At 72.6% G+C, this 21360-nt stretch carries 15 protein-coding genes; 3 read left to right on the top strand and 12 right to left on the bottom strand.

Going from position 1 to position 21360, the window contains the following annotated elements:
* Positions 1-220 precede the first annotated feature (220 nt).
* A complete protein-coding gene (locus QBL21_RS09705) occupies positions 221-451 on the bottom strand; it encodes a hypothetical protein (RefSeq protein ID WP_407561645.1) in 231 nt (76 codons plus the stop codon).
* A gap of 432 nt (positions 452-883) precedes the next feature.
* On the opposite strand from QBL21_RS09705, the gene QBL21_RS09710 reads away from it, so the two are divergent.
* Entirely contained in the window at positions 884-2998 is a 2115-nt protein-coding gene (locus tag QBL21_RS09710; protein ID WP_407561647.1) for a type IIA DNA topoisomerase subunit B, read from the top strand.
* A 39-nt stretch (positions 2999-3037) separates the two neighbouring features.
* Here the strand turns inward: QBL21_RS09710 and QBL21_RS09715 are convergent, their stop codons facing one another.
* From QBL21_RS09715 to QBL21_RS09745, 7 genes are all read right to left on the bottom strand, one after another.
* Positions 3038-4141, bottom strand: a complete 1104-nt coding sequence (locus QBL21_RS09715; RefSeq protein ID WP_407561648.1) for an alpha-mannosidase — start codon at positions 4139-4141, stop codon at positions 3038-3040.
* A gap of 118 nt (positions 4142-4259) precedes the next feature.
* Positions 4260-5996: a glycosyl hydrolase family 28-related protein gene (locus QBL21_RS09720; protein WP_407561649.1), complete on the bottom strand. Its 1737-nt coding sequence runs from the start codon at positions 5994-5996 to the stop codon at positions 4260-4262.
* A 70-nt stretch (positions 5997-6066) separates the two neighbouring features.
* The gene (locus QBL21_RS09725) at positions 6067-7734 is read right to left on the bottom strand and encodes a glycoside hydrolase family 13 protein (RefSeq protein WP_407566364.1); all 1668 of its coding nucleotides are present in this window, start codon (positions 7732-7734) and stop codon (positions 6067-6069) included.
* Between the two features lie 50 nt (positions 7735-7784).
* Positions 7785-8666, bottom strand: a complete 882-nt coding sequence (locus tag QBL21_RS09730) for a carbohydrate ABC transporter permease (RefSeq protein ID WP_407561651.1) — start codon at positions 8664-8666, stop codon at positions 7785-7787.
* A 16-nt stretch (positions 8667-8682) separates the two neighbouring features.
* A complete protein-coding gene (locus tag QBL21_RS09735; RefSeq protein ID WP_407561652.1) occupies positions 8683-9633 on the bottom strand; it encodes a carbohydrate ABC transporter permease in 951 nt (316 codons plus the stop codon).
* 2 nt (positions 9634-9635) lie between these two features.
* Positions 9636-11030: an ABC transporter substrate-binding protein gene (locus QBL21_RS09740; RefSeq protein WP_407561653.1), complete on the bottom strand. Its 1395-nt coding sequence runs from the start codon at positions 11028-11030 to the stop codon at positions 9636-9638.
* 135 nt (positions 11031-11165) lie between these two features.
* Complete coding sequence (locus tag QBL21_RS09745; RefSeq protein ID WP_407561654.1) at positions 11166-12170, bottom strand: LacI family DNA-binding transcriptional regulator; 1005 nt, start codon at positions 12168-12170, stop codon at positions 11166-11168.
* A gap of 212 nt (positions 12171-12382) precedes the next feature.
* Between QBL21_RS09745 and QBL21_RS09750 the strand changes: the two genes are divergently transcribed.
* Together QBL21_RS09750 and QBL21_RS09755 are read left to right on the top strand one after the other, a co-directional pair.
* Positions 12383-13330 carry a sucrase ferredoxin gene (locus tag QBL21_RS09750; protein ID WP_407561655.1) on the top strand — a complete coding sequence of 316 codons (948 nt, stop codon included), beginning with the start codon at positions 12383-12385 and terminating at the stop codon, positions 13328-13330.
* A gap of 120 nt (positions 13331-13450) precedes the next feature.
* Entirely contained in the window at positions 13451-15118 is a 1668-nt protein-coding gene (locus tag QBL21_RS09755; RefSeq protein WP_407561657.1) for an ATP-binding protein, read from the top strand.
* A gap of 80 nt (positions 15119-15198) precedes the next feature.
* Here QBL21_RS09755 and QBL21_RS09760 read toward each other — a convergent pair whose 3' ends face one another.
* The 4 genes from QBL21_RS09760 to QBL21_RS09775 all read right to left on the bottom strand — a co-directional run bounded on the left by QBL21_RS09760 (position 15199) and on the right by QBL21_RS09775 (position 21237).
* Positions 15199-16854, bottom strand: coding sequence for a cation acetate symporter (locus QBL21_RS09760; RefSeq protein ID WP_407561658.1), 1656 nt, complete (start codon positions 16852-16854; stop codon positions 15199-15201).
* Positions 16851-17576 carry a DUF485 domain-containing protein gene (locus QBL21_RS09765; protein WP_407561660.1) on the bottom strand — a complete coding sequence of 242 codons (726 nt, stop codon included), beginning with the start codon at positions 17574-17576 and terminating at the stop codon, positions 16851-16853. Before QBL21_RS09765 ends, QBL21_RS09760 begins: the two co-directional genes overlap by 4 nt.
* A gap of 85 nt (positions 17577-17661) precedes the next feature.
* Positions 17662-18624: a threonine/serine dehydratase gene (locus QBL21_RS09770; protein WP_407561662.1), complete on the bottom strand. Its 963-nt coding sequence runs from the start codon at positions 18622-18624 to the stop codon at positions 17662-17664.
* 159 nt (positions 18625-18783) lie between these two features.
* Positions 18784-21237, bottom strand: coding sequence for a DNA topoisomerase (ATP-hydrolyzing) subunit A (locus QBL21_RS09775; RefSeq protein ID WP_407561664.1), 2454 nt, complete (start codon positions 21235-21237; stop codon positions 18784-18786).
* Between the last annotated feature and the right edge of the window lie 123 nt (positions 21238-21360).

Below are 21360 nucleotides of genomic sequence, written 5' to 3' on the forward strand. Positions count from 1 at the left end.
CATCCTGCGCCGTACGGACCGCGCCGCCGCCCGTTGCCGTACGCACCGCACGTCCCTTGGCGTACGGGCCGTACCCCCTGCCGCGCCGGGGGGCGTGCCCCTCGACGCGCGGAGCCCGATACAGCCCCGGAAACCGACGAGGCGGCCACTCCCCAGCGGGGGTGACCGCCCGTGTCCGGCCCGGGGGCCGTACGAGGCTCGTCGGGCTGACGTCGGCGCGTCAGCGTTCCTCGGCGGTTGCCGCCGCGGGAGTGGCCTGAAGCCGCTCCGTCTCGTCCTGTATCTCGGCAGCGATCTTCTTGAGCTCCGGCTCGAACTTACGGCCGTGGTGCGCACAGAAGAGCAGGTCGCCGCCGCTCGTCAGGACAACGCGCAGGTAGGCCTGGGCTCCGCAGCGGTCGCACCTGTCGGCGGCCGTCAGCGGGCTTGCGGGAGTCAGAACAGTAGTCACGTCGCCTCTTCTCTAGCTCGACGAGCTGTCGTACCAGGGTCAACATCCAACCAGGCCGAAAACGTTCCCGCTCGTGGCTCCGGATCGGGAAAGCCATCTTCACCAGGGCCGATGTCGCCAGGTGGCGGCGGATGAGCCGTAGTGCTTGTCGTGCTTGTGCCGTATTGAGCGCCTTTGGTCCTTTTTGGCCTCCCCGGCTGGGTTGCCGGTTGTTCATGAGGACGTGCCCGGAGCCTAAATGGTTCATGCGTGTAAGGGAACGTGATAAACGAATCACCCCTCCGAGGGATCGAACATGCACTCGAAGCGGGACTAGTATCGAGTCACATGCGGGTGGCTGCGTACCGGCTCTATAGAGCCTCGGTACCCTCTGACCGGCAGATGAGGCCCGCCACCGCCACCCGGGCCCGAATTCAGCGAGGAGCGAACTGAGTGACCGCCGACACGTCCGTGCCGTCCGTGCTGGCCGCCGCCGAGCGCGACGGCTCCAACTACACCGCGCGGCACCTGCTCGTTCTGGAGGGTCTCGAAGCCGTCCGCAAGCGGCCCGGCATGTACATCGGCTCCACCGACAGCCGCGGCCTCATGCACTGCCTGTGGGAGATCATCGACAACTCCGTCGACGAGGCCCTGGGCGGGTACTGCCGGAACATCGAAGTCCTGCTCGCCGCCGACGGCTCCGTGCAGGTCGACGACGACGGCCGCGGCATCCCCGTCGACGTCGAGCCGAAGACCGGGCTGTCCGGCGTCGAGGTGGTCATGACCAAGCTGCACGCCGGCGGCAAGTTCGGCGGCGGCGCGTACGCGGCCTCCGGCGGCCTGCACGGCGTCGGCGCCTCCGTGGTCAACGCGCTGTCCGCCCGGCTCGACGTCGAGGTCGACCTGGCCGGCAGGACGCACTCGATGGGCTTCCGCCGCGGCGTCCCCGGGCAGTTCTCCGGCAAGGGCGCCGACGCCTCCTTCGAGCCGGCGAGCGGCCTGGCCAAGGGCAAGAAGATCCCCAAGACCAGGACCGGCACCCGCATCCGCTTCTGGCCCGACCGGCAGATCTTCCTCAAGGACGCCGAGCTGTCGCTCGACGAGCTGCACGCGCGCGCCCGGCAGACCGCCTTCCTCGTGCCCGGCCTCACGCTCGTGGTGCGGGACCAGCGCTTGGCCGACAAGGCCGAGCACACCGCCGAGACCTTCCGCTACGACGGCGGGATCAGCGAGTTCTGCGAGTTCCTGGCCCCCGACCGCCCGGTCTGCGACGTGCTGCGGCTCTCCGGGCAGGGGACGTTCAAGGAGACCGTCCCGGTGCTCGACGACCGCGGGCACATGACGCCCACCGAGGTCACCCGCGACCTCGGCGTCGACATCGCGCTGCGCTGGGGCACGGGGTACGACACCACGATCCGCTCCTTCGTCAACATCATCGCCACCCCCAAGGGCGGCACCCACCTCACCGGCTTCGAGCGCTCCCTGACCCGCACGGTCAACGACGCGCTGCGCAGCCTGAAGCTGCTGCGCGTCGCCGAGGACGACGTCGTCAAGGACGACGCGCTGGAGGGCCTGACCGCCGTGGTCACCGTCCGGCTCGCCGAGCCGCAGTTCGAGGGCCAGACCAAGGAGGTGCTGGGCACCTCGGCGGCCTCCCGGATCGTCGCGCAGGTCGTCGCCAAGGAGCTGAAGGCGTTCCTGACCTCCACCAAGCGGGACGCCAAGCAGCAGGCGCGCGCGGTGCTGGAGAAGGCCGTGGCCGCGGCCCGTACCCGTATCGCCGCCCGGCAGCACAAGGAGGCGCAGCGCCGCAAGACGGCGCTGGAGTCCTCCTCGCTGCCCGCCAAGCTCGCCGACTGCCGCAGCGACGACGTGGAGCGCTCCGAGCTGTTCATCGTCGAGGGCGACTCCGCGCTGGGCACGGCCAAGCTCGCGCGCAACTCCGAGTTCCAGGCCCTGCTGCCCATCCGCGGCAAGATCCTCAACGTCCAGAAGGCGTCCGTCGCGGACATGCTGAAGAACGCCGAGTGCAGCGCGATCATCCAGGTGATAGGGGCGGGCTCCGGGCGCACGTTCGACATCGACCAGGCGCGCTACGGCAAGGTGATCTTCCTGGCCGACGCCGACGTCGACGGCGCGCACATCCGCACGCTGCTGCTCACCCTCTTCCAGCGCTACATGCGCCCGATGGTCGAGGAGGGCCGGGTCTTCTCCGCGGTGCCGCCGCTGCACCGCATCGAGCTGGTCCAGCCGAAGAAGGGCCAGGACAAGTACGTCTACACCTACTCGGACACCGAGCTGCGCGAGACGCTGCACGACCTCCAGCGCCGGGGCACGCGTTTCAAGGACTCCATCCAGCGCTACAAGGGCCTCGGCGAGATGGACGCCGACCAGCTCGCGGAGACCACGATGGACCCGCGGTACCGCACGCTGCGGCGGATCAACATCAGCGACCTGGAGGCCGCCGAGCAGGTGTTCAACCTTCTGATGGGCAACGAGGTCGCCCCCCGCAAGGAGTTCATCACCAACTCGGCGGCCACCCTGGACCGTTCGCGTATCGACACCTGAGGCGGCCCCGGCACCGTCCGGCCGGGGCCGAGCGCCCGCTCAGCCCCGGCCGGACGCCGCCTCGAACTCGGTCACCCAGTGCCGGGTCCGCTCCAGGTACGCCGTCTCGGCCGCCGCGCCGGTACGCCCGTAGGCGCCGTCGTACGTGACGTAGACCGACTGCGGCGGATCGGACGCGGCCGGCTCCAACTGGCTGCCCTCGTGCCACTCGTTGAACGACGTGAGCGTCACCCAGTCCGCCGGCCCGCCCTTGGCCGGGTCCAGCACGTAGCCCCAACTGCGGTCGTACACCTCGCCGTCCGCGCGGTCCACGGTCGGCGAGGTGTTGCCCGGCACCGCGCGGTCGTCGAGGTAGCCGGGGCCGATGGACGGCGCCCACACGTAGTCGTTCTGCCGGCACCAGGCGGCGACGCCCGCCCAGTCCGGGTTGTTCGCGCCGGCGATGGCGTCGTAGGTGTAGATGCCGCCGAAGTGCGCGACGCGGGAGACGTCCGTGGTCTGCGCCATCACCAGGGCGGTGTCCCGGATCGCCCCGATCGGCGCCCAGTCGGTGACGTTCAGGCTGTTGAAGATGTAGTACGCGCAGCGCCCGCCCTGGTCCGGCGCGCGGTGGTAGGCGGGGTGGTCGCCGTAGTTCTCCTCCAGGTACGCCACGTCGGCGACGACCGACGCACCGTCGCGCCCGGAGTAGGGCTCGATGTGCCAGGCGATCTGGATCCCCTCGGCCGCCGCGGCGTCCAGCACGCCGGCGGCGAGCCGGTCCTCGTAGCCGCCGCGGCCCCACCAACTGTAGGCCAGCACGCCGATGCCGGCCTCGCGCGCCCACGTCATGTGCTGGGCGACGGCGCCGTCGTAGTCGCCCGAGTCGTACGCGCCGAGGACGGGGTAGAAGTCGGCGCCGATGTCGTCGGGCGGGGTGTGCCCGCCCTGCTGCCAGTGCACCCACGAGCCGTAGTGGTCGGGGTTTCCGTACCAGGAGTAGTAGAAGGCGTGCACGTACGGGGAGGGCTCGGCGGCGCAGGACGCGCGCGTCCCGGCCGGGCCGCCCGCGGGGGCGGGAGCCGCGGCGGCGGGGTGCAGGCCGCCGGCGGCGGCCAGGCCGGCGCCCGCGGCGCCGGCGAGGAAGGCTCTTCGGGTGGTCACGATGGTGCTCCTCTCATGGGGGACGGGCTCCCGGCCCGTGGGGCGGACCGGGAGCCCGGACGAGTGGATCGCTGTGCCGTGGTGCGCTGTGCGGGAGCGCTGTTCCCTGGGGGAGGGGTCAGTCCTGGCCGGGCCAGGCGGTGCAGTCCTCCCACTCGCTGTCCCAGCCGGAGTTGCCGCCGCCGTCGGTCAGCGTGAAGGTGCCGCTGCCCTGCGGGTACGGGCAGTTGTAGACGCCGGCGACGCCGACGTCCGTGGCGGTGACGTCGCCGGCGGTCACCGCGCCCTGCGTCTCGGCCTGCACGACGACGCTGCCGACACCGTCGACGGTGGCGCCGTCGATCGTGACGTTCTGCACGGCCTTGCCGGTGCCGCCGCCGGAGACGAACTCGAAGGCGCTCCACGGGCTGTCGGTGATGACGGTGTCCGTGATGTTCACGTCCGCCTCGATGGCGCTGTCGTAGGCGTCCACGCGCAGCGCACCCATCGGGTGGTTCCAGTTGGGGTTCATCGCGCCGGTACGCACCAGCTCGTTGCCCGCGACGGTGATGGTGCCGGCCAGCGGGTGGAAGGGGTCCAGGAACTTCTGGTTGGAGATCGCGATGCCGCTGCCCAGGGCGTTGGTGTCCAGGATGCGGTTGTTCTCGACGGTGATGTCCGTGCCGCCGTAGATCGCGATGCCGTTGGCCAGGTTGGGCTGCGAGATCGTGTTGTCGGCGAAGGTGGAGTCCACGTCGGGCGCGTTCAGCGACCACATGGCGAGCGCGTCGTCGCCGGTGTTGCGCAGGAAGTTGTTGCGCACCTGGACGCCCTTGGCGCTGCCGTTGAGGTTCAGGCCGTCGGCCGCCATGTCGAGGAAGCGGGTGTTCTCGACGACGAGGTTGTCGTTGGTGCCGGTCAGCCAGAGCCCGACCTTCAGGTGCTGGAGCCACATCCCGGAGACGGTGGAGCCGGCGCCGAGGCTGCCGTTGACGAAGTTGTCCGGGTTGCCGTCGACGCGCTCGGTGACCTCGCCGATGACGGCGAAGTCCTTGAGGTGCGCGTTGCCCGCGGAGCCCGACTGGTTGACGAAGCGCGAGCTGCGCACCACCGAGTGCCAGGAGCCGGCGCCCTGGATGGTGACGTTCTCGACGCCCGACAGCTCGGAGCCGACCTTGAAGTCGCCCGGCGGGATCCACACGGTGCCGCCGCCCTTGGCCTCGGCGATGGCGGTGCGGAACGCCTCCGTGGAGTCCGCGGCGCCGGTCGGGTCGGCGCCCTTGTCGACGACGGAGACGGCGCCGCCCGGCGCCCCGGCCGGCGCGGCGACCTGCTCGAAGTCGGCCACGTCTACGGTGTACGGGCCGCCGCCGAGGTCGTCGGCCTGGAGCCGCACGGTGTCGCCGGCGTTCAGGTCCTGCCCGAGGAGGACCCGGGTGTTGTCGAGCAGGTGGTGGGTCTTGGCGCCCGGGATCCAGGGCGTGTCCATGTAGGAGTACTTGGAGGTGACGGCCAGCGAGGCGTCCAGCTTGGTGCCGTTGGCGTAGACGGCGAGGCTGCCGGACTTGCCGTCCGGCACGCTGTACGCGACGTTCACCGCGTTCGCGGGCGCGGTGAGGGTGAACTCGACGTACTCGCCCTGGGCGTCCAGCTCCACCGCCTGGCGGCCCGACGACTCCGAGGCCAGGGTGCCCTGGGTGTAGTCGGGGCCGACGGCGCTGCCGTTGGTCTCGGCCGCCTCCGCCTCGATCGAGACGAACGGCAGGTCGGCGCCTGCCTCCGGCGCGCCGTGGGCGCCGCCGGGCACGGCGACGAGCGCCGCGGCGGCGGCCACGGACGCGGCCAGCGTGATCCTTCCTATACGTGCCTTGCGCATGACGAACCTTCCCGTGGGGGGTGGGTGGGGGGTAAGAGCCGGCGGTCCGGCCGCGCGGGGCGCAGCCGGGCTAGGTACGCAGCCAGACCGCCGTGTCCTGCGGCAGCTTCCCGTCGTCCAGAGGGCCGCTGCCGATCAGGACGCTTCGGTGGGCCGGGAGCGGCGCGGGCTCCTCGGCAAGGTTGACGACGCAGACGAAGTCGTCGGAGCGGGCGAAGGACAGCACGCCGCCGGGGGCGTCGAGCCAGCGCATCGGCCCGTCGCCGAGCCCCGGCTCACCGCGGCGCAGCCGCAGCGCGTCGCGGTACAGGCGCAGCATCGAGCCGGGGTCGTCCTCCTGGCGGGCGACGGCGTACGTGCCCCAGCCCGCCGGCTGCGGCAGCCACGGCTCGGCCGTCGCGGCGCCGTCGCCGTTCACGTGCACACCGCCCTCGCCGTCGATGCCGTCCGCGCCCGGCGGGTCGCTGAACCCGTACGCCGCGCCGCCGGCCCGCCACGGCAGCGGCACCCGGCAGCCGTCCCGGCCGGGGTCGCGCCCTTCGGAGCGGAAGTGCATCGGGTCGACGATGCGGTCCCGCGGCACCTCCGCCTCCGGCAGGCCCAGCTCCTCGCCCTGGTAGAGGTAGACGGAGCCGGGCAGGGCGAGCGAGAGCAGCGCCGCGGCGCGCGCCCTGCGGGTGCCGCGCACCGGGTCGGTCGGGGTGCCGAAGCGTTTCGCGGCGAAGGCGAAGCCGGTGCCCGGGTCGGCGTCGTCGCGGCCGTAGCGGGTGACGGTGCGGGTCACGTCGTGGTTGCACAGCACCCAGGTGGCGGGCGCGCCGACCGGCGCGTGGTACTCCAGCGTGGTGTCGATGGAGGTGCGCAGCTCGGCGGCGTCCCAGGGACGGGCCAGGAAGTCGAAGTTGAACGCGGTGTGCAGCTCGTCCGGGCGCAGGTAGCGGGAGAAGCGCTCGGGCTCCGGCACCCACAGCTCGCCGATGAGCACACCGTCGTACTCGTCGGCGATGGCCCGCCAGGAGCGGTAGATCTCGTGCAGGTCGTCGAGGTCGACGTACGGGTTCGGCTCGCCGCGCGGGTCGTCCTCGTCCCAGTCGGGCAGCGCCGGGTCCTTGGCCAGCAGGGCGGCGGAGTCGATGCGTACGCCCGACGCGCCCCGCTCGAACCAGAAGCGCAGCACGTCCTCGTGCTCCCGGCGCACCGCGGGGTGGGCCCAGTTGAGGTCGGGCTGCCGCTCGGAGAACAGGTGGAGGTACCAGTCACCGTCGGCGTGCCGGGTCCAGGACTCGCCGTTGAACTGCGAGGGCCAGTTGTTCGGCGGCAGCTCGCCGTCCGGGCCGCGGCCGGGGCGGAAGTGGAACAGCTCGCGCTCCGGGCTGCCGGGCCCGGCGGCCAGTGCGGCGCGGAACCAGGGGTGGGCGTCGGAGACGTGGTTGGGTACGACGTCGACGATCGTGCGGATGCCGAGGGCGCGGGCCTCGGCGATCAGCTTCTCGGCCTCGTCGAGGGTGCCGAACGCCGGGTCGATGGCCCGGTAGTCGGCGACGTCGTAGCCGCCGTCGGCCATCGGCGAGACGTACCACGGGGTGAACCAGATGGCGTCCACACCCAGCTCGGCGAGGTACGGCAGCCGGGCGCGGACGCCGGCGAGGTCGCCGGTGCCGTCGCCGTCGCCGTCGGCGAAGCTGCGTACGTAGACCTGGTAGATGGCGGCGTCGCGCCACCAGCTCGTATCCGACACTGAATCCCTCACAGGAAATCCCTACTGGTTCAGGAAGAGGGCCCTTCCCGTCAGCCCTTGAGGCTGCCGGCGGTCAGGCCGTGCATGATGTTGCGCTGGAAGACGAGGAAGATCACCAACGTGGGCACCGAGGCGATCGCGAGGGCGGCGATGAGCTGGTTCTCCGGAACGCTCGCGCCCAGCGAGTAGATGCCGACGTTGAGGGTCTGCTTCGACGGGTCGGGCAGGGTGAGCATCGGCCAGAGGAAGTCCTTCCAGACGGCGACGACCGCGAAGATCGAGACGACGCCGAGGATCGGCCGGGACATCGGCAGGACGATGGACCACAGGATGCGCATCGGCGATGCGCCGTCCATGGCGGCGGCGTCCATCAGCTCCCGGGGGATGGAGTCGAAGAAGCGCTTGAGCAGGAAGATGTTGAAGGCGTTGGTGACCGCCGGCAGCCAGATCACCCACGGTGAGTTGATGAGGTTGCGCTCTATCAGCGGCACGTCGAGCACCGTGAGGTACTGCGGTACGACGAGGACCGTCGCCGGGATCATCAGCGTCGCGAGCATCGCGCCGAGGATGACCTTGCCCAGCACCGGGCGGAGCTTGGACAGCGAGTACGCCGCGGCCACGTCGAAGACGAGCATGAAGGCCAGTGCGCCGAAGGCGTACACGCAGGTGTTGAGGAGCAACTGGGCCAGGTCCAGCACGCTCCACGCCTCGGAGTAGTTGTCCGTCTCGATCTCGCCCGGCACCAGCGTCGGCGGTGTCTGCGCGAACTCCTCGGTGGACTTCAGCCCGCTGGTGACCATCCAGTACAGCGGCCCGATGAACGCCAGCGTGAAGACCGCCATGACGAGGGCGAACGCGCCCCAGTACAGGGCCTTTCCGCGTGGCCTTGCCAGCACCGCCGGCGAGATCAGCGTCCTTTGTGATTCGGCCATCTGGAATCTCCCGGCTTCAGTCTTCGCTGCTGCGGTCGAGGCGTACGAACGCGGCGGAGAAGACGGCGAGCACCAGCATCAGCACGACCCCGAGGGCCGCGGCGCTGCCGTAGTTGTTGAAGGTGAAGGCGTACTGGTAGATGAGCTGGACGACGGTCAGCGTCGAGTTCTCCGGGCCGGCGCCGCCGGTGAGCAGGAACGGCTCCACGAAGACCTGCATCGTGGCGATGACCTGCATCAGCAGCATCAGCGACAGGATGAGCCGGGTCTGCGGGATGGTGACGTGCCAGATCTTGCGGAACAGCCCGGCGCCGTCCAGCTCCGCGGCCTCGTACAGCTCGCCCGGGATGCCCTGGAGCGCGGCCAGATAGATCAGCGTGGCCGCGCCCATGTTCATCCAGGTCGCGGCGATGACCACGGAGAGCATCGCGGTGTCACTGGACTGGAGCCAGTCCTGCGCGGGCAGGCCGAAGGTCTCCAGGATGCGGTTGAAGAGCCCGTAGCCGGGGTCGTAGAAGTACTTGAAGAGCAGCACGGAGGCGACGGGCGGCAGCATCACCGGCAGATACACCAGGACCCGCAGGTACGCGCGGCCGTGCCGGAACTCGTTCAGCACGATGGCGACCGCGAACGGCACGGCGAAGCCGAGGAGCAGCGCGAGGCCGGTGAAGGCGAACGTGTTGCGCCACGCCTGCCAGAAGGCGGGGTCGTTGAAGATGTAGCTGAGGTTCGACCAGCCGGCCCAGACGGTCTCGCCGTCCTCGTTCTTCTGGAAGGCCAGGATGAACTCCCTGACCATCGGATACCAGGAGAAGAGCGTGAAGCAGAGTACGGCGCCGATGAGGAAGCCGTGGGCGGTCAGGTTGCGGCGCAGCGCGCGGGCGAAGTCCTCGCGGCCCGTACGCCGCCGGCCGGCGGGCCGCCCCGGGGAGGGGGCGGCCGGCCGGGACAGGGTGGGTGCCGCCATGGCTACTGGTTCGCGAGGACCTGGTTGACCTGGTCCTCGGCGGTGTCGAGCAGCCCGGCGGGGTCGGCGTCCTCGTTGGTGAGCACGCCCGACATCACCGTGTCCAGGACCTTGTAGATCTCCTGGGCCTTGGGCGGCTCGGCGCGGCCGGGGACCGGGTTGTCACGGAACGGCTGGAAGTTCTCGACCGGCATCGTGGAGTTGTCCGCGCGCAGCTTGTCGTCCTCCTGCTTGCTCGCGCCCTTCCAGAAGTCCGGCTGCGGCAGCCCGACCGGAAGGCCGTCGGCCTTGGTACGCGCCCACTCGAACTGGCCCTTGCCGGGGGTGAGGAACTTGAAGTTCAGCCAGGCGATGGCGGCCTTGATCTGGTCGGGCGAGCTGCCCTTCTTGATCAGGTAGTCGTTGCCGCCGAAGAGGGTCGCCTCGCCGCCGGGCATCGGGCCCATGCCGTAGTCGGCGTAGTCGCCGCCCAGTTGCTGGACCATGTAAGTGATGTCGTCGGGCGCGGCGAGGAACATGCCGAGCTTGCCGCCCGCCATCTGCTTCTGGAGGTCGCCCCACTTGAGCAGTTGGGTCTTGCCCATGCTGTCGTCCTCCCAGCGCATCGCGTGGAGGGTCTCGACGTATTCGAGGCCGGTCTCGTCGTTGAACGCCGCCTTGGTGGTGTCCTCGGAGACGATGTCGGCGCCGAGGCCGTACATCGAGGCGGTGAAGTGCCAGCCGCCGTTGTTGCCGGCGCTGTACTCGCCGAAGCCGCTGATGCCGTCGCCGAGGTCGGAGATCGCCTTGGCGGCGGTGCGCACCTCGTCCCAGGACGTCGGCGGGTTGTCGGGGTCGAGCCCGGCCTCTTCGAAGAGCTTGCGGTTGATCAGCAGGCCCATGGTGTAGTTGCTGGTCGGCAGCCCGTAGAGCTTGCCGTCCTGCCGCAGCACGTCGAGGACCTGCGGGTCGATGTCGGCGAGCGCCGGGACGGTCTTGTCGTTGACGTACGCGCTGATGTCCGCGGCACCGTCGTTGTCCAGCACCTGCTGGAGGTCGGTGAAGTACGTGTAGAAGGCGTCCGGCTGGGACTTGGCCTTGAGCATGGCCGTGAACCGCGGGGGCTCCAGACAGGGGTCGGTCTGCTTCCCCTCGATCGTGACGTTCGGGTACTCCTTGTTGAAAGCTGCTACGTCCTCTTTCCACTCCTTCAGCTCGGCCTTCTCGGCCGCCGGCGGCATGCAGTCGATCGTCAGGGTGACCTCGGTCTCCGGGTCCAGCGGGGCGGCGGCGTCGGCCGGATCGGCCGTGTCGTCCTCGCCCTCGTCGGAGCTGGAGGTGCCGCATGCGGCGACGAGCGCCAGGGCGGCGCTGACGGCGAGGGCGGCGCTGGTACGGCGGAACCCGGTTTGTCTCATCTCGGTGACCCCTCTGGGCATGAGCGGAAGCCACGGATGCTCGCTGCCGTGGCGCGCACACTCAACCACCGTCGACAGGACTTCGCAATATGTCGCGCGGAAGTTGCAAGAATGAGACTAGAAGTTGAAGATCCTTCACCGCGCCGGGCCGGTGGAGCCGCGCACCACCAACTCCGGCTCGAACAGCAGCTCGTCGGCGGCCACCGGGGCGCCGCCGATCTGCGCCGACAGCAGCTCGACCGCCGCCCGGCCCATCGACTCGATCGGCTGCCGCACCGTCGTCAGCGGCGGCGACGTGCAGTTCATGAACGCGGAGTCGTCGTATCCCACGACCGACACGTCCCCCGGCACGTCCAGGCCGCGCCGGCGCACCGCCCTTATCACCCCGAGCGCGAGCGGGTCGCTGGCGCACACGAAGCCCGTGACGCCGTCCTCCAGCATCCGCGTCGCCGCCGCCTGCCCGCTCTCCAGCGAGTACTGCGCCCGCGCCACCCGGGACACCGGCAGATCGAGCCCGGTCTGCCGCGCCAGCTCCTCGCCGGCCGCCAGCTTGCGGGCCGAGGGCACGTGGTCCCCGGGGCCCAGCAGCATGCCGATCCGGCGGTGCCCGAGCGACGCCAGGTGCCGCCACGCCTGTTCGACGGCGACCGCGTCGTCGCAGGAGACGCGGGGGAAGCCCAGGTCCTCGATGGCGGCGTTGATCAGCACCACCGGGATGCGGCGCTCGGCCAGCCTGCGGTAGTGCTCGTGCGGCGCGGCGGACTGCGCGTACTGGCCGCCGGCGAACACCACGCCGGAGACCTGCTGTTGCAGCAGCAGATCCACGTACGCGGCCTCCGAGACGCCGTTCTTCGTCTGCGTGCACAGCACGGGGGTGAGGCCGAGCTGCGCCAGCGCGCCGCCGACGACCTCCCCGAGCGCGGGGAAGATCGGGTTCTGCAACTCCGGCAGCACCAGGCCGACCAGCCGGGCGCGCTCGCCGCGCAGTTGCGTGGGCCGTTCGTAGCCGAGCACGTCGAGGGCCGACAGCACGGCCTGCCGGGTCGCCTCCGACACCCCGGGCTTTCCGTTCAGCACGCGGCTGACGGTGGCCTCGGAGACCCCCACCTTCTTGGCAACCTCAGCAAGTCGTCGAGTCATGACCGCAAGATTAGCGCAAGAAACGCAAGCTGTTTGCGGTGGGTCCGATATCGACCGGTTCCACCCGCGTCTTCGGTACGCCGGGAGCGTAGCGGTACGGGGCGGGCGGCGGGGGCTCCGCGGGGTCCCGGAGGCGCCCGGGGCGCAGAGGCGTCACCGGGACGGACGGGCCCCGCGGGACGGGGCGTTGAAGAACGGTTAGGCTCACCTTCGTGAGTACGTGCGCGACCGCTTCCGGAGAGCTGGCCGAACCGCTCGCCGGGACCGCGGCCGTCGCGGCGACCTGGCTGCTCGTCGAGCAGACCGGCCCGTGGGGGAACGAGGCGCTGACCCAGAGCCACCTCGACCCCGAGGTCGGCCGCGCCCTGGAGGAGCGCGCCGCGGGCACCGGCGTGCGCGTCGCGCTCATCCGCCGGCCCGGCCGGCACGCCGACGTCCGCCGCCCCGCCAGCCGCCGCGTCCTCGCCGCCCACACCGCGCCGGGCGGCACCTGGATCCGCGCCACCGACGTCCGCGACCCCGCGCAGCTCGTCGGCCTCGACTTCGCCGCCCTCGGCCGCGGCGAGCACGCCGGCTTCGACGCCGCCCTCGGCGCCGGCCCGTACCGCGGCGACCCGCCGGTGTTCGTCTGCACCAACGGCCGGCGCGACCGCTGCTGCGCGCTGCTCGGCCGCCCCCTCGCCGCCGACCTGCACGCCGCCGGAGCCACCGCGACCTGGGAGATCACCCACATCGGCGGCCACCGCTTCTCGCCCACGCTGCTGCTCCTCCCGCACGGCTACGCCTACGGCCGCATGACCCCGCACGCCGTCAAGGAGGTCGTCGAGTCGCTGGCCTCCGGGCTGGTCGTCCCCGACGGCTGCCGCGGGCGCTCCACCTGGGAGCGCCCCGGGCAGGCGGCGGAGCTGGCGGTGCGCCGGCTGACCGGCGAGTACGGCGCGGACAGCCTCGCCGTCGTACGCACCGAAGGCAGCGGTGAAGGCGGTGGCGCGGGCAGCGGCGCAGACGACGGCTGGCGGGTGACCGTCGCGCACCGCGACGGGCGCGGCTGGGACGTGCCCGTCGTCCCCCGCGCCGCCGCCGAGGCCACCCCGGCGAGCTGCGGCGCCGCGCCGGTGGCGCAGACGCACATGGCCGCCGGACCGCCGCGCGCCCGCTGAGCGGCACGTACCCCCGCACGTCCGGCGACTCCGCGCAGGTCGGACCGGCTCTCGGCCCGGTCCACGAAGACGCGTCCGGGGCCGTGCCCGTAGCGTCCCGGTCGGTTACGGTTCGCCCTCATGGGCGCAACGTCGACCGCACGCCGCGGCGAGCCCCGCGGCTCCGGCCGGCGGCTCGGCTGGCCGCGCCGTGTCTCCTCCCAGATCCTGCTCATGCAGCTCGCCCTGGCCACGGGCGTCACGATCCTCGCCGCGGCGCTGTTCCTCGCGCCGTACAGCGCCGAGCTGGACCGGCAGGTGATGCGCCGCGCGATGGCCATCGCGCAGAGCACCGCCGTCGAACCCGGCCTCGCCGAGGCCCTGCTGACCACCCCCGCGGAGCCGGACGGCCCCGTGCAGCGCCGCGCCGAGCGGATCCGCGAGGCCACCGGCGCCGAGTACGTCGTGGTGCTCGACAACCGCGGCGTGCGCTGGTCCCACGCCCGGCCCGAGCGCGTCGGCCACCGCGTCTCCACCGACCCCTCCGCCGCGCTCGCCGGCGAGGAGTGGATGGGCATCGACACCGGCACCATGGGGCGTACCGCCCGCGGCAAGGTGCCGCTCTACGACCGGGAGGGGCGGATCGTCGGCGCCGTCTCGGTCGGCATCCCCTACGAGGGCGTACGCGACCGGCTCATCGCGGCGGTGCCCGGCGTGCTGGCGTACGCGGGGGGCGCGCTGGCCGTGGGCGCGCTGGTCGCCTTCGCGCACTCCCGCCGGCTCCAACGCCGCACCCGCGACCTCGCGTTCTCCGACATAGCCGCGCTCCTCGACGAGCGCGAGGCGATGCTGCACGGCATCCGCGAGGGCGTCGTCGCGCTCGACGGCGGCGGCCGGCTGCGACTGGTCAACGACGAGGCCGCCCGGCTGCTCGGCATCGACCCCGAGCACACCGGCCGGCCGCTGGACGACGTGCTGCGCCCGGGCCGTACCGCCGACGTGCTCGCCGGCCGGGTCGCCGGCTCCGACCTGCTGACGGTCAGCGACGGCCGGGTGCTCGTCGCCAACCGCATGCCCACCGCCGACGGCGGCGCCGTCGCCACCCTGCGCGACCGTACCGAGCTGGAGCAGCTCGGCCGCGAACTCGACTCCACCCGCGGCCTCATCGACGCCCTGCGCGCCCAGGACCACGAACACGCCAACCACCTGCACACCCTGCTCGGGCTGCTGGAGCTGGGCATGACCGAGGAGGCCACCGAGTACATCGCCGAGGCCGCCGGCGGCCACCGGGCCACCGCGGAGCAGGTGACCGGCCGGATCCGCGACCCGCTGCTGGCCGCGCTGCTCGTCGGCAAGGCGACCGTCGCCGCGGAGCGGGGCGTGCCGCTGTCGCTGACGGGGGAGCTGCCGGACCGGGCCGTCGACCCGCGCGGCCTGGTCACGATCGTCGGCAACCTGGTCGACAACGCGCTGGACGCGGCGGTGGGTTCGCCCGCCCCGCTGGTCGAGGTGGACCTGCGGGCCGACGGCGAGACGGTACGGCTGCGGGTCGCGGACTCCGGGCCCGGGGTGCCGGCGGACCTGCGGGAACAGGTCTTCGCCGACGGCTGGACGACCAAGGAGCCGCCCGCGTACGGCAAGCGGGGCATCGGCCTGGCGCTGGTGCGGCGGCTCGCGGAGCGGCACGGCGGGCGCGCGGAAGCCGGCGAGCGGCCGGGCGGGGGCGCGGAGTTCACCGTCGTGCTGCCGGAGGCGCTGGCGCCGGCCGCCGCCGGGCGCGTACCGGCACGGCGGCAGCCGGCCCCGTAGCCGACAGCCCGCAGCCCGCAGCCCGCAGCCCGCGGCGCGACGGCCCGCGGCCTGCGGCCTGCGCGCCACGCCGCCTGCCGCTACGCCGCCCCCGCCCCCGTCAGCGCCCTGACCTCCGTCTTCGCATGCCGTACGGGATCCGCGGGCTCGGCGGACGTGACCGTGCCCAGCCAGCCCGCGAGGAAGCCCAGCGGCACCGACACCAGCCCCGGGTTCTGGAGCGGGAAGACGTGGAAGTCCACGCCCGGGAAGAGGGCGTCCGGGCCGCCCGAGACCACCGGCGAGAAGACCACCAGCAGCACCGCGGGACCGAGCCCGCCGTACAGCGACCACAGCGCGCCGCGCGCGGTGAAGCGGCGCCAGAACAGCGTGTAGAGCAGCACCGGCAGGTTCGCCGAGGCCGCCACCGCGAACGCGAGGCCCACCAGGAACGCCACGTTCAGATCCCGCGCCAGCAGCCCGAGGCCGATGGCGAGCGCCCCGATGACCGCCGCGGCCACCCGCGCCACCGCCACCTCGCCCGGACCGCCGGCGGCTTCGCCGGCCGCGGCCGGACCCTTGCCCGTTGCCGCACGACCCGCGCGGCGCCGCGCCCGGGAGCGGCGCACCGTCGCGTACAGGTCGTGCGCCACCGACGCCGACGACGCCAGCGTGATCCCCGCGACCACCGCCAGGATCGTCGCGAACGCCACCGCCGCCACCACCGCGAACAGAATCGTTCCGCCCGCCGACGCCGCGCCGCCCCCGAGATCGAGCGCCAGCAGCGGCACCGCCGTGTTGCCCGACGGGTCGTCCGCGCGCACCGCATCGCCGCCCACCAGTGCCGCGGCGGCGAAGCCGAGCACGATCGTCATCAGGTAGAAGCCGCCGATCAGACCGATCGACCAGACCACCGAGCGGCGCGCGGAGGTGGCCGTCGGCACGGTGTAGAAGCGGGCCAGGATGTGCGGCAGGCCGGCGGTGCCGAGGACCAGCGCGACGCCGAGGCTGAGGAAGTCCAGCCGGTCCGCGAGCCCGCCGCCGTACGCCAGGCCCGGGGCGAGGAAGTCCTGGCCGTGGCCGCTGCGTCCGGCCGCGGCGTCGAGCAGCGCGCCGGGGTCGCCGTGGAAGCGCAGCAGCACCAGCACGGTGAGCGTGAGCGCCCCGGCCAGGAGCAGCACGGCCTTGACGATCTGGATCCAGGTCGTGGCGCGCATCCCGCCGAGCACGACGTACGTCACCATCAGCGCGCCGACGCCCGCGACCGCCGCCGTGCGCGCCGCGGTGCCGGTGTGGTCGCCGGCCAGCAGCGACACCAGGCTGCCCGCGCCGACCATCTGCGCGACGAGGTACAGCACCGAGACCGTCACCGACGAGATGCCCGCCGCGAACCGCACCCGCGGGCGGCGCAGCCGGGAGACGACGACGTCGGCGAGGGTGAACCGGCCGCAGTTGCGGACGAGTTCGGCGACGAGCAGCAGCACCACGAGCCAGGCGACGAGGAAGCCGACCGAGTACAGGACGCCGTCGTAGCCGTGCAGCGCGATGAGGCCGGAGATGCCGAGGAAGGAGGCGGCGGACATGTAGTCGCCGGAGATGGCGAAACCGTTCTCCATGGGTGTGAACAGCCGCCCGCCGGCGTAGAACTCCTCCGGTGAGCCGTGCCGCCGCCGGCCCGCCCACAGCGTGATGCCCAGCGTCAGCGCCACGAACGCGCAGAACAGCAGCAGCGCGAGCTTCTGGTGCTCCCCGGTCACCGGCCGGGCTCCCGCGCGGCGTCGGTGCGGGTGTCGACGTACCCGTCGGAGCGGCGGGTCCGCATGGCGATGTCCCAGCGCAGGTCGAGCGCGGCCGGGTCGCGGCGCAGCCGGGCGTGCCTGGCGTACGCCCAGGTGAGCAGGAAGGCCGTCGCGAACTGGCCGAGGCCGGCGAGCAGCGCGACGTTGACCGGGCCGAGGACCCGGCGGCCCATCAGCTCGGGGGCGGCGGTGGCGGCGACGACGTACGACAGGTACCAGGCGAGGAACGCGAGCGCGGCGGGCACGACGAACCGGCGGTACTGGCGGCGTACGCGCTGGAACTCGGGGGCGGTGTGCACGGCGAGGTACACGTCGTCGTCGGCATCGGCATCGGCATCGGCATCGGGACCGTCGGCGCCGTTGCCGTCCGTGCCGGAGTACGCGCGCGGACCGGCGTCCTTCGCCGCCGTACGGCGGTCCGCGGCCGGGGGCGGCGGCGGTGCGTACCGGGTGACCGGGACGGCCGGGGCGGCCGGCTCCGGCTCCCAGCCGTCCCAGCCGTCCCAGCCCCAGCCGGGCTCCGGGCCGCCGGGCGCGTAGAACTGCTCCCTGCGGTCGGTCGGCGCCGACCGGGCCGGCCAGGGCGGCACGTCCGACCAGCCGGACCAGTCCGGCCGGTCGGACCAGGGATCGTGGGGAGGGGCTGCCGGGGCGCCCTCGGGCCCCTGGGGGTTGTTCACCGGAGTGTTCTCCTCGCTCGGCGGGGTTGCCGACTGCCCACAATGAGCAACGCGGTGAGATCACAGACGGGGCATTCCCGACCCTTCACACCTTCAGGTGAACCGCCCTGGCAATCTCCGCGTCCTGCGCGTTCCCTCCCGTACACACAACCGCCACGCGCTGCCCCGCGAAGGCGTCCGGGTGCGCGTGCAGCGCCGCGAACGCCGCCGCGCCCGCGCCCTCGGCCAGCGTGTGCGCGTCGCGCATCAGGCTGCCCTGGGCGAGGGCGATCGCCTCGTCGTCGACCAGGAGGAAGTCCGCGAGCCCGGCGCGCATCAACTCCTGCGGCAGCGTGAAGCCGCTGCCCGTCGCCAGCCCCTCGACGCGGGTGCGGTTGGGGCGTTCGACGATGCGGCCCGCGCGCCACGACTCGTACGCCGCCGGGGAGGCCGAGGACTGCACCCCGACCACCCGGCAGCCGGGGGCGACGGCCGCGGTGACCAGGCACGCGGCGGCGGCCCCGCTGCCGCCGCCGACCGGGACGACGACCGTGTCCAGGTCCGGCGCCTGCTCGAACAGCTCCAGGTACGCGGTGGCCACCCCGGCGACGATCTCCGGCTCGTCCGCGGCGCTCACCAGCCGGGCGCCGCGCTCGGCGGCCAACCGCCCGGCGTACGGGCGGGCTTCGTCGAACGTCGCGCCGTGCTCGATCAGCTCCGCGCCGAGGGCGGTGACGGCGCGCGCCTTGCCGGGGTTGGGGCGCTCCGGCATCACGATCGTGCACGGCGCGCCGTGCCGGGCGGCGGCGTAGGCGAGCGACTGGGCGTGGTTGCCGGTGGAGTAGCCCACGATGCCGCGGGCGCGCTCCTCGCCGGTCATCGAGGCGAGCAGCGCGAGGCCGCCGCGTACCTTGAACGCGCCCGTCGGCTGGGTGTTCTCGTGCTTGACCAGCAGGGCGGCGGCCGCACCCCGGTCCAGCGCGGGGTAGGACCACAGCGGGGTCGGCGGCAGCACGTCGCGGATCAGCCGGCGGGCGAGCAGGGCGTCGGTGACGGTCGGAGTCCTCATGGCCCCCACGCTGGCACCAGGCGACCCCCGGGTCCAGCGCGGAAATCAGGCCGGAACGCCGCGGACCGCCCGTACCCGCCGCCGTGCCCCGGGACCCGCCCGCCGCCGCGGCCCGCGCTCACCCGCGGGCCCCGCGTCTGTACCGCGCCTAAACGGTGCCTACACGGGTCCTGCCACCGCCGTCACCTGCTTCGCCAGCGGCGTCCCCGAGCCGTCGCGGCGCGGGTCCGGCTCCGGCAGCTCGACCGGGCCGCCCGAACGTCCCGCCGCGCGCGCCGGGACCGGCCCCGCCCAGGCGAACGTCAGACAGTCCTCGCCCTTCAGGAACCGCTGACAGCGCACGCCGCCCGTGGCCCGCCCCTTCCGCGGGAACTGGTCGAACGGCGTCAGCTTCGCCGTCTGCACCCACGCCCCGTCCAGCGCCCCCGTGGAGCCCGCGACCGTCAGCACCGCCGCCTCCACCGCCGGGTCGACCACGTGGAACGCGACCACCTTCGCCCCCGCGCTCAGCTTCACTCCCGCCATGCCGCCCGCCGGCCGGCCCTGCGGCCGCACCTGCCCCGCGGGATAGCGCAGCAACTGCGCGTCGCTGGTGAGGAAGACGAGGTCCTCCTCGCCCGTGCGCAGCTCCGCCGCGCCGACGATCCGGTCGCCGTCCCGGAGCGAGACGACCTCCAACTCCTCCTTGTTCGCCGGGTAGTCCGGCACCACGCGCTTGACCACGCCCTGCTCGGTGCCCAGCGCCAGGCCGGGCGAGGACTCGTCGAGCGTCGTGAGGCAGACGACCTTCTCGCCGTCGTCCAGCGTCAGGAACTCCGAGACCGCCGCGCCACCCGCCAGGCTGGGCCGGGCCGCCGTCTCCGGCAGCACCGGCAGGTCGATCACCGACACCCGCAGCAGCCGCCCGGCCGAGGTCACCGCCCCGACGTGCGCCCGCGACGTGGTCGGCACGGCGGAGACGATCACGTCGTGCTTGACCCGCTTCGACGGCGCCGGCTCGCCGAACGGATCGCCGTTGGCGGTACGGGCCAGCAGCCCGGTGGACGACATCAGCACCCGGCACGGGTCGTCGGACATCTCCAGCGGCACCGCCGCGGCCGGCTCACCGCCGGCCTCCAGCAGCACCGTGCGGCGCTCGCTGCCGTACTTCTTCGCCACCGCCGACAGCTCCCCGGACACCAGCTTGCGCAGCTCCGCGTCCGACTCCAGGATCCGCGTCAGCTCGGCGATCTCCGCCGTCAGCCGGTCCCGCTCGGCCTCCAGCTCCAGCCGGTCGAACTTCGTCAGCCGGCGCAGCGGCGTGTCCAGGATGTACTGCGTCTGGATCTCGGAGAGCGAGAAGTGGGCGATCAGCCGCTCCTTGGCCTGCGCGGCGTTCTCGCTGGCCCGGATGATGCGGATGACCTCGTCGATGTCGAGCAGCGCGACGAGCAGGCCCTCCACCAGGTGCAGCCGGTCGCGGCGCTTGGTGCGCCGGAACTCGCTGCGCCGCCGCACCACGGTGAAGCGGTGGTCGAGGAAGACCTCCAGCAGCTCCTTCAGGCCCAGCGTGAGCGGCTGGCCGTCGACCAGCGCGACGTTGTTGATGCCGAAGGTCTCCTCCATCGGCGTCAGTTTGTACAACTGCTCCAGCACGGCCTCGGGGTGGAAGCCGTTCTTGATCTCGAAGACCAGCCGCAGGCCGTGCTTGCGGTCCGTGAGGTCCTTCAGGTCCGCGATGCCCTGGATCCGCTTCGCCCCGATGAGGTCCTTGACCTTGGCGCGGATCTTCTCCGGGCCGACGGTGAAGGGCAGCTCGGTGACGACGATGCCCTTGCGGCGCGCGGAGACCTGCTCCACCGCCGCGGTGGCGCGGATCTTGAAGCTGCCGCGGCCCGTCTCGTACGCGTCCCGGATGCCGTCGAGGCCCACGACCCGGCCGCCGGTGGGCAGATCGGGGCCCGGGACGTACCGCATCAGGGTCTCCAGGTCGGCGCCCGGGTGCCGGATGAGGTGCCGCGCGGCGGCGACGACCTCGCCGAGGTTGTGCGGCGGCATGTTGGTCGCCATCCCGACCGCGATCCCGGAGGCGCCGTTGACCAGCAGGTTGGGAAACGCGGACGGCAGGGCGACGGGCTCCTGCTCGCTGCCGTCGTAGTTGGGGGCGAAGTCGACGGTGTCCTCGTCGATCGACTCGACCATCAGCGTCGCCGCGGGCGCCGGGCGGCACTCGGTGTAGCGCATGGCCGCGGGCGGGTCGTCGTTGCCGAGGGAGCCGAAGTTGCCGTGGCCGTCGACCAGCGGCAGCCGCATCGAGAACGGCTGCGCCATGCGCACCAGCGCGTCGTAGATGGCGGAGTCACCGTGCGGGTGCAGCCGGCCCATCACCTCGCCGACGACGCGCGCGCACTTCACGTACGAACGCTCGGGGCGCAGGCCCATCTCGTTCATCTGGTGCAGGATGCGCCGGTGTACGGGCTTCAGGCCGTCGCGGGCGTCGGGGAGTGCGCGGGAATAGATGACCGAGTACGCGTATTCAAGGAAGGAGCCCTGCATCTCGTCCACGACGTCGACGTCGAGGATCCGCTCTTCGAACTCCTCAGGCGGCGGGGCACTGCTTCTGCGGCGGGCCATCTCGGCTGCTGCTCCTCATCGGCTCGTTCACGGGCGGTCGTGGTGCGCCCCCATTGTGGACCCACGCGCCGACATCGCCGACCACGACCCGGCGCATGGCCCCCGGCATACAGTGGGGGCGCG

Origin of the sequence: Streptomyces sp. 184, from assembly GCF_045781775.1 — a bacterium.
In the GTDB taxonomy this organism is placed as follows: Bacteria; Actinomycetota; Actinomycetes; order Streptomycetales; family Streptomycetaceae; genus Streptomyces.

Excerpts from the sequence above, each read along its gene's own strand:
- QBL21_RS09720 (WP_407561649.1), bottom strand. The coding sequence starts at position 5,996 with ATGCGCAAGGCACGTATAGGAAGGATCACGCTGGCCGCGTCCGTGGCC.
- QBL21_RS09730 (WP_407561651.1), bottom strand. The coding sequence starts at position 8,666 with ATGGCCGAATCACAAAGGACGCTGATCTCGCCGGCGGTGCTGGCAAGG.
- QBL21_RS09735 (WP_407561652.1), bottom strand. The coding sequence starts at position 9,633 with ATGGCGGCACCCACCCTGTCCCGGCCGGCCGCCCCCTCCCCGGGGCGG.
- QBL21_RS09740 (WP_407561653.1), bottom strand. The coding sequence starts at position 11,030 with ATGAGACAAACCGGGTTCCGCCGTACCAGCGCCGCCCTCGCCGTCAGC.
- QBL21_RS09745 (WP_407561654.1), bottom strand. The coding sequence starts at position 12,170 with ATGACTCGACGACTTGCTGAGGTTGCCAAGAAGGTGGGGGTCTCCGAG.
- QBL21_RS09755 (WP_407561657.1), top strand. The coding sequence starts at position 13,451 with ATGGGCGCAACGTCGACCGCACGCCGCGGCGAGCCCCGCGGCTCCGGC.
- QBL21_RS09770 (WP_407561662.1), bottom strand. The coding sequence starts at position 18,624 with ATGAGGACTCCGACCGTCACCGACGCCCTGCTCGCCCGCCGGCTGATC.
- QBL21_RS09775 (WP_407561664.1), bottom strand. The coding sequence starts at position 21,237 with ATGGCCCGCCGCAGAAGCAGTGCCCCGCCGCCTGAGGAGTTCGAAGAG.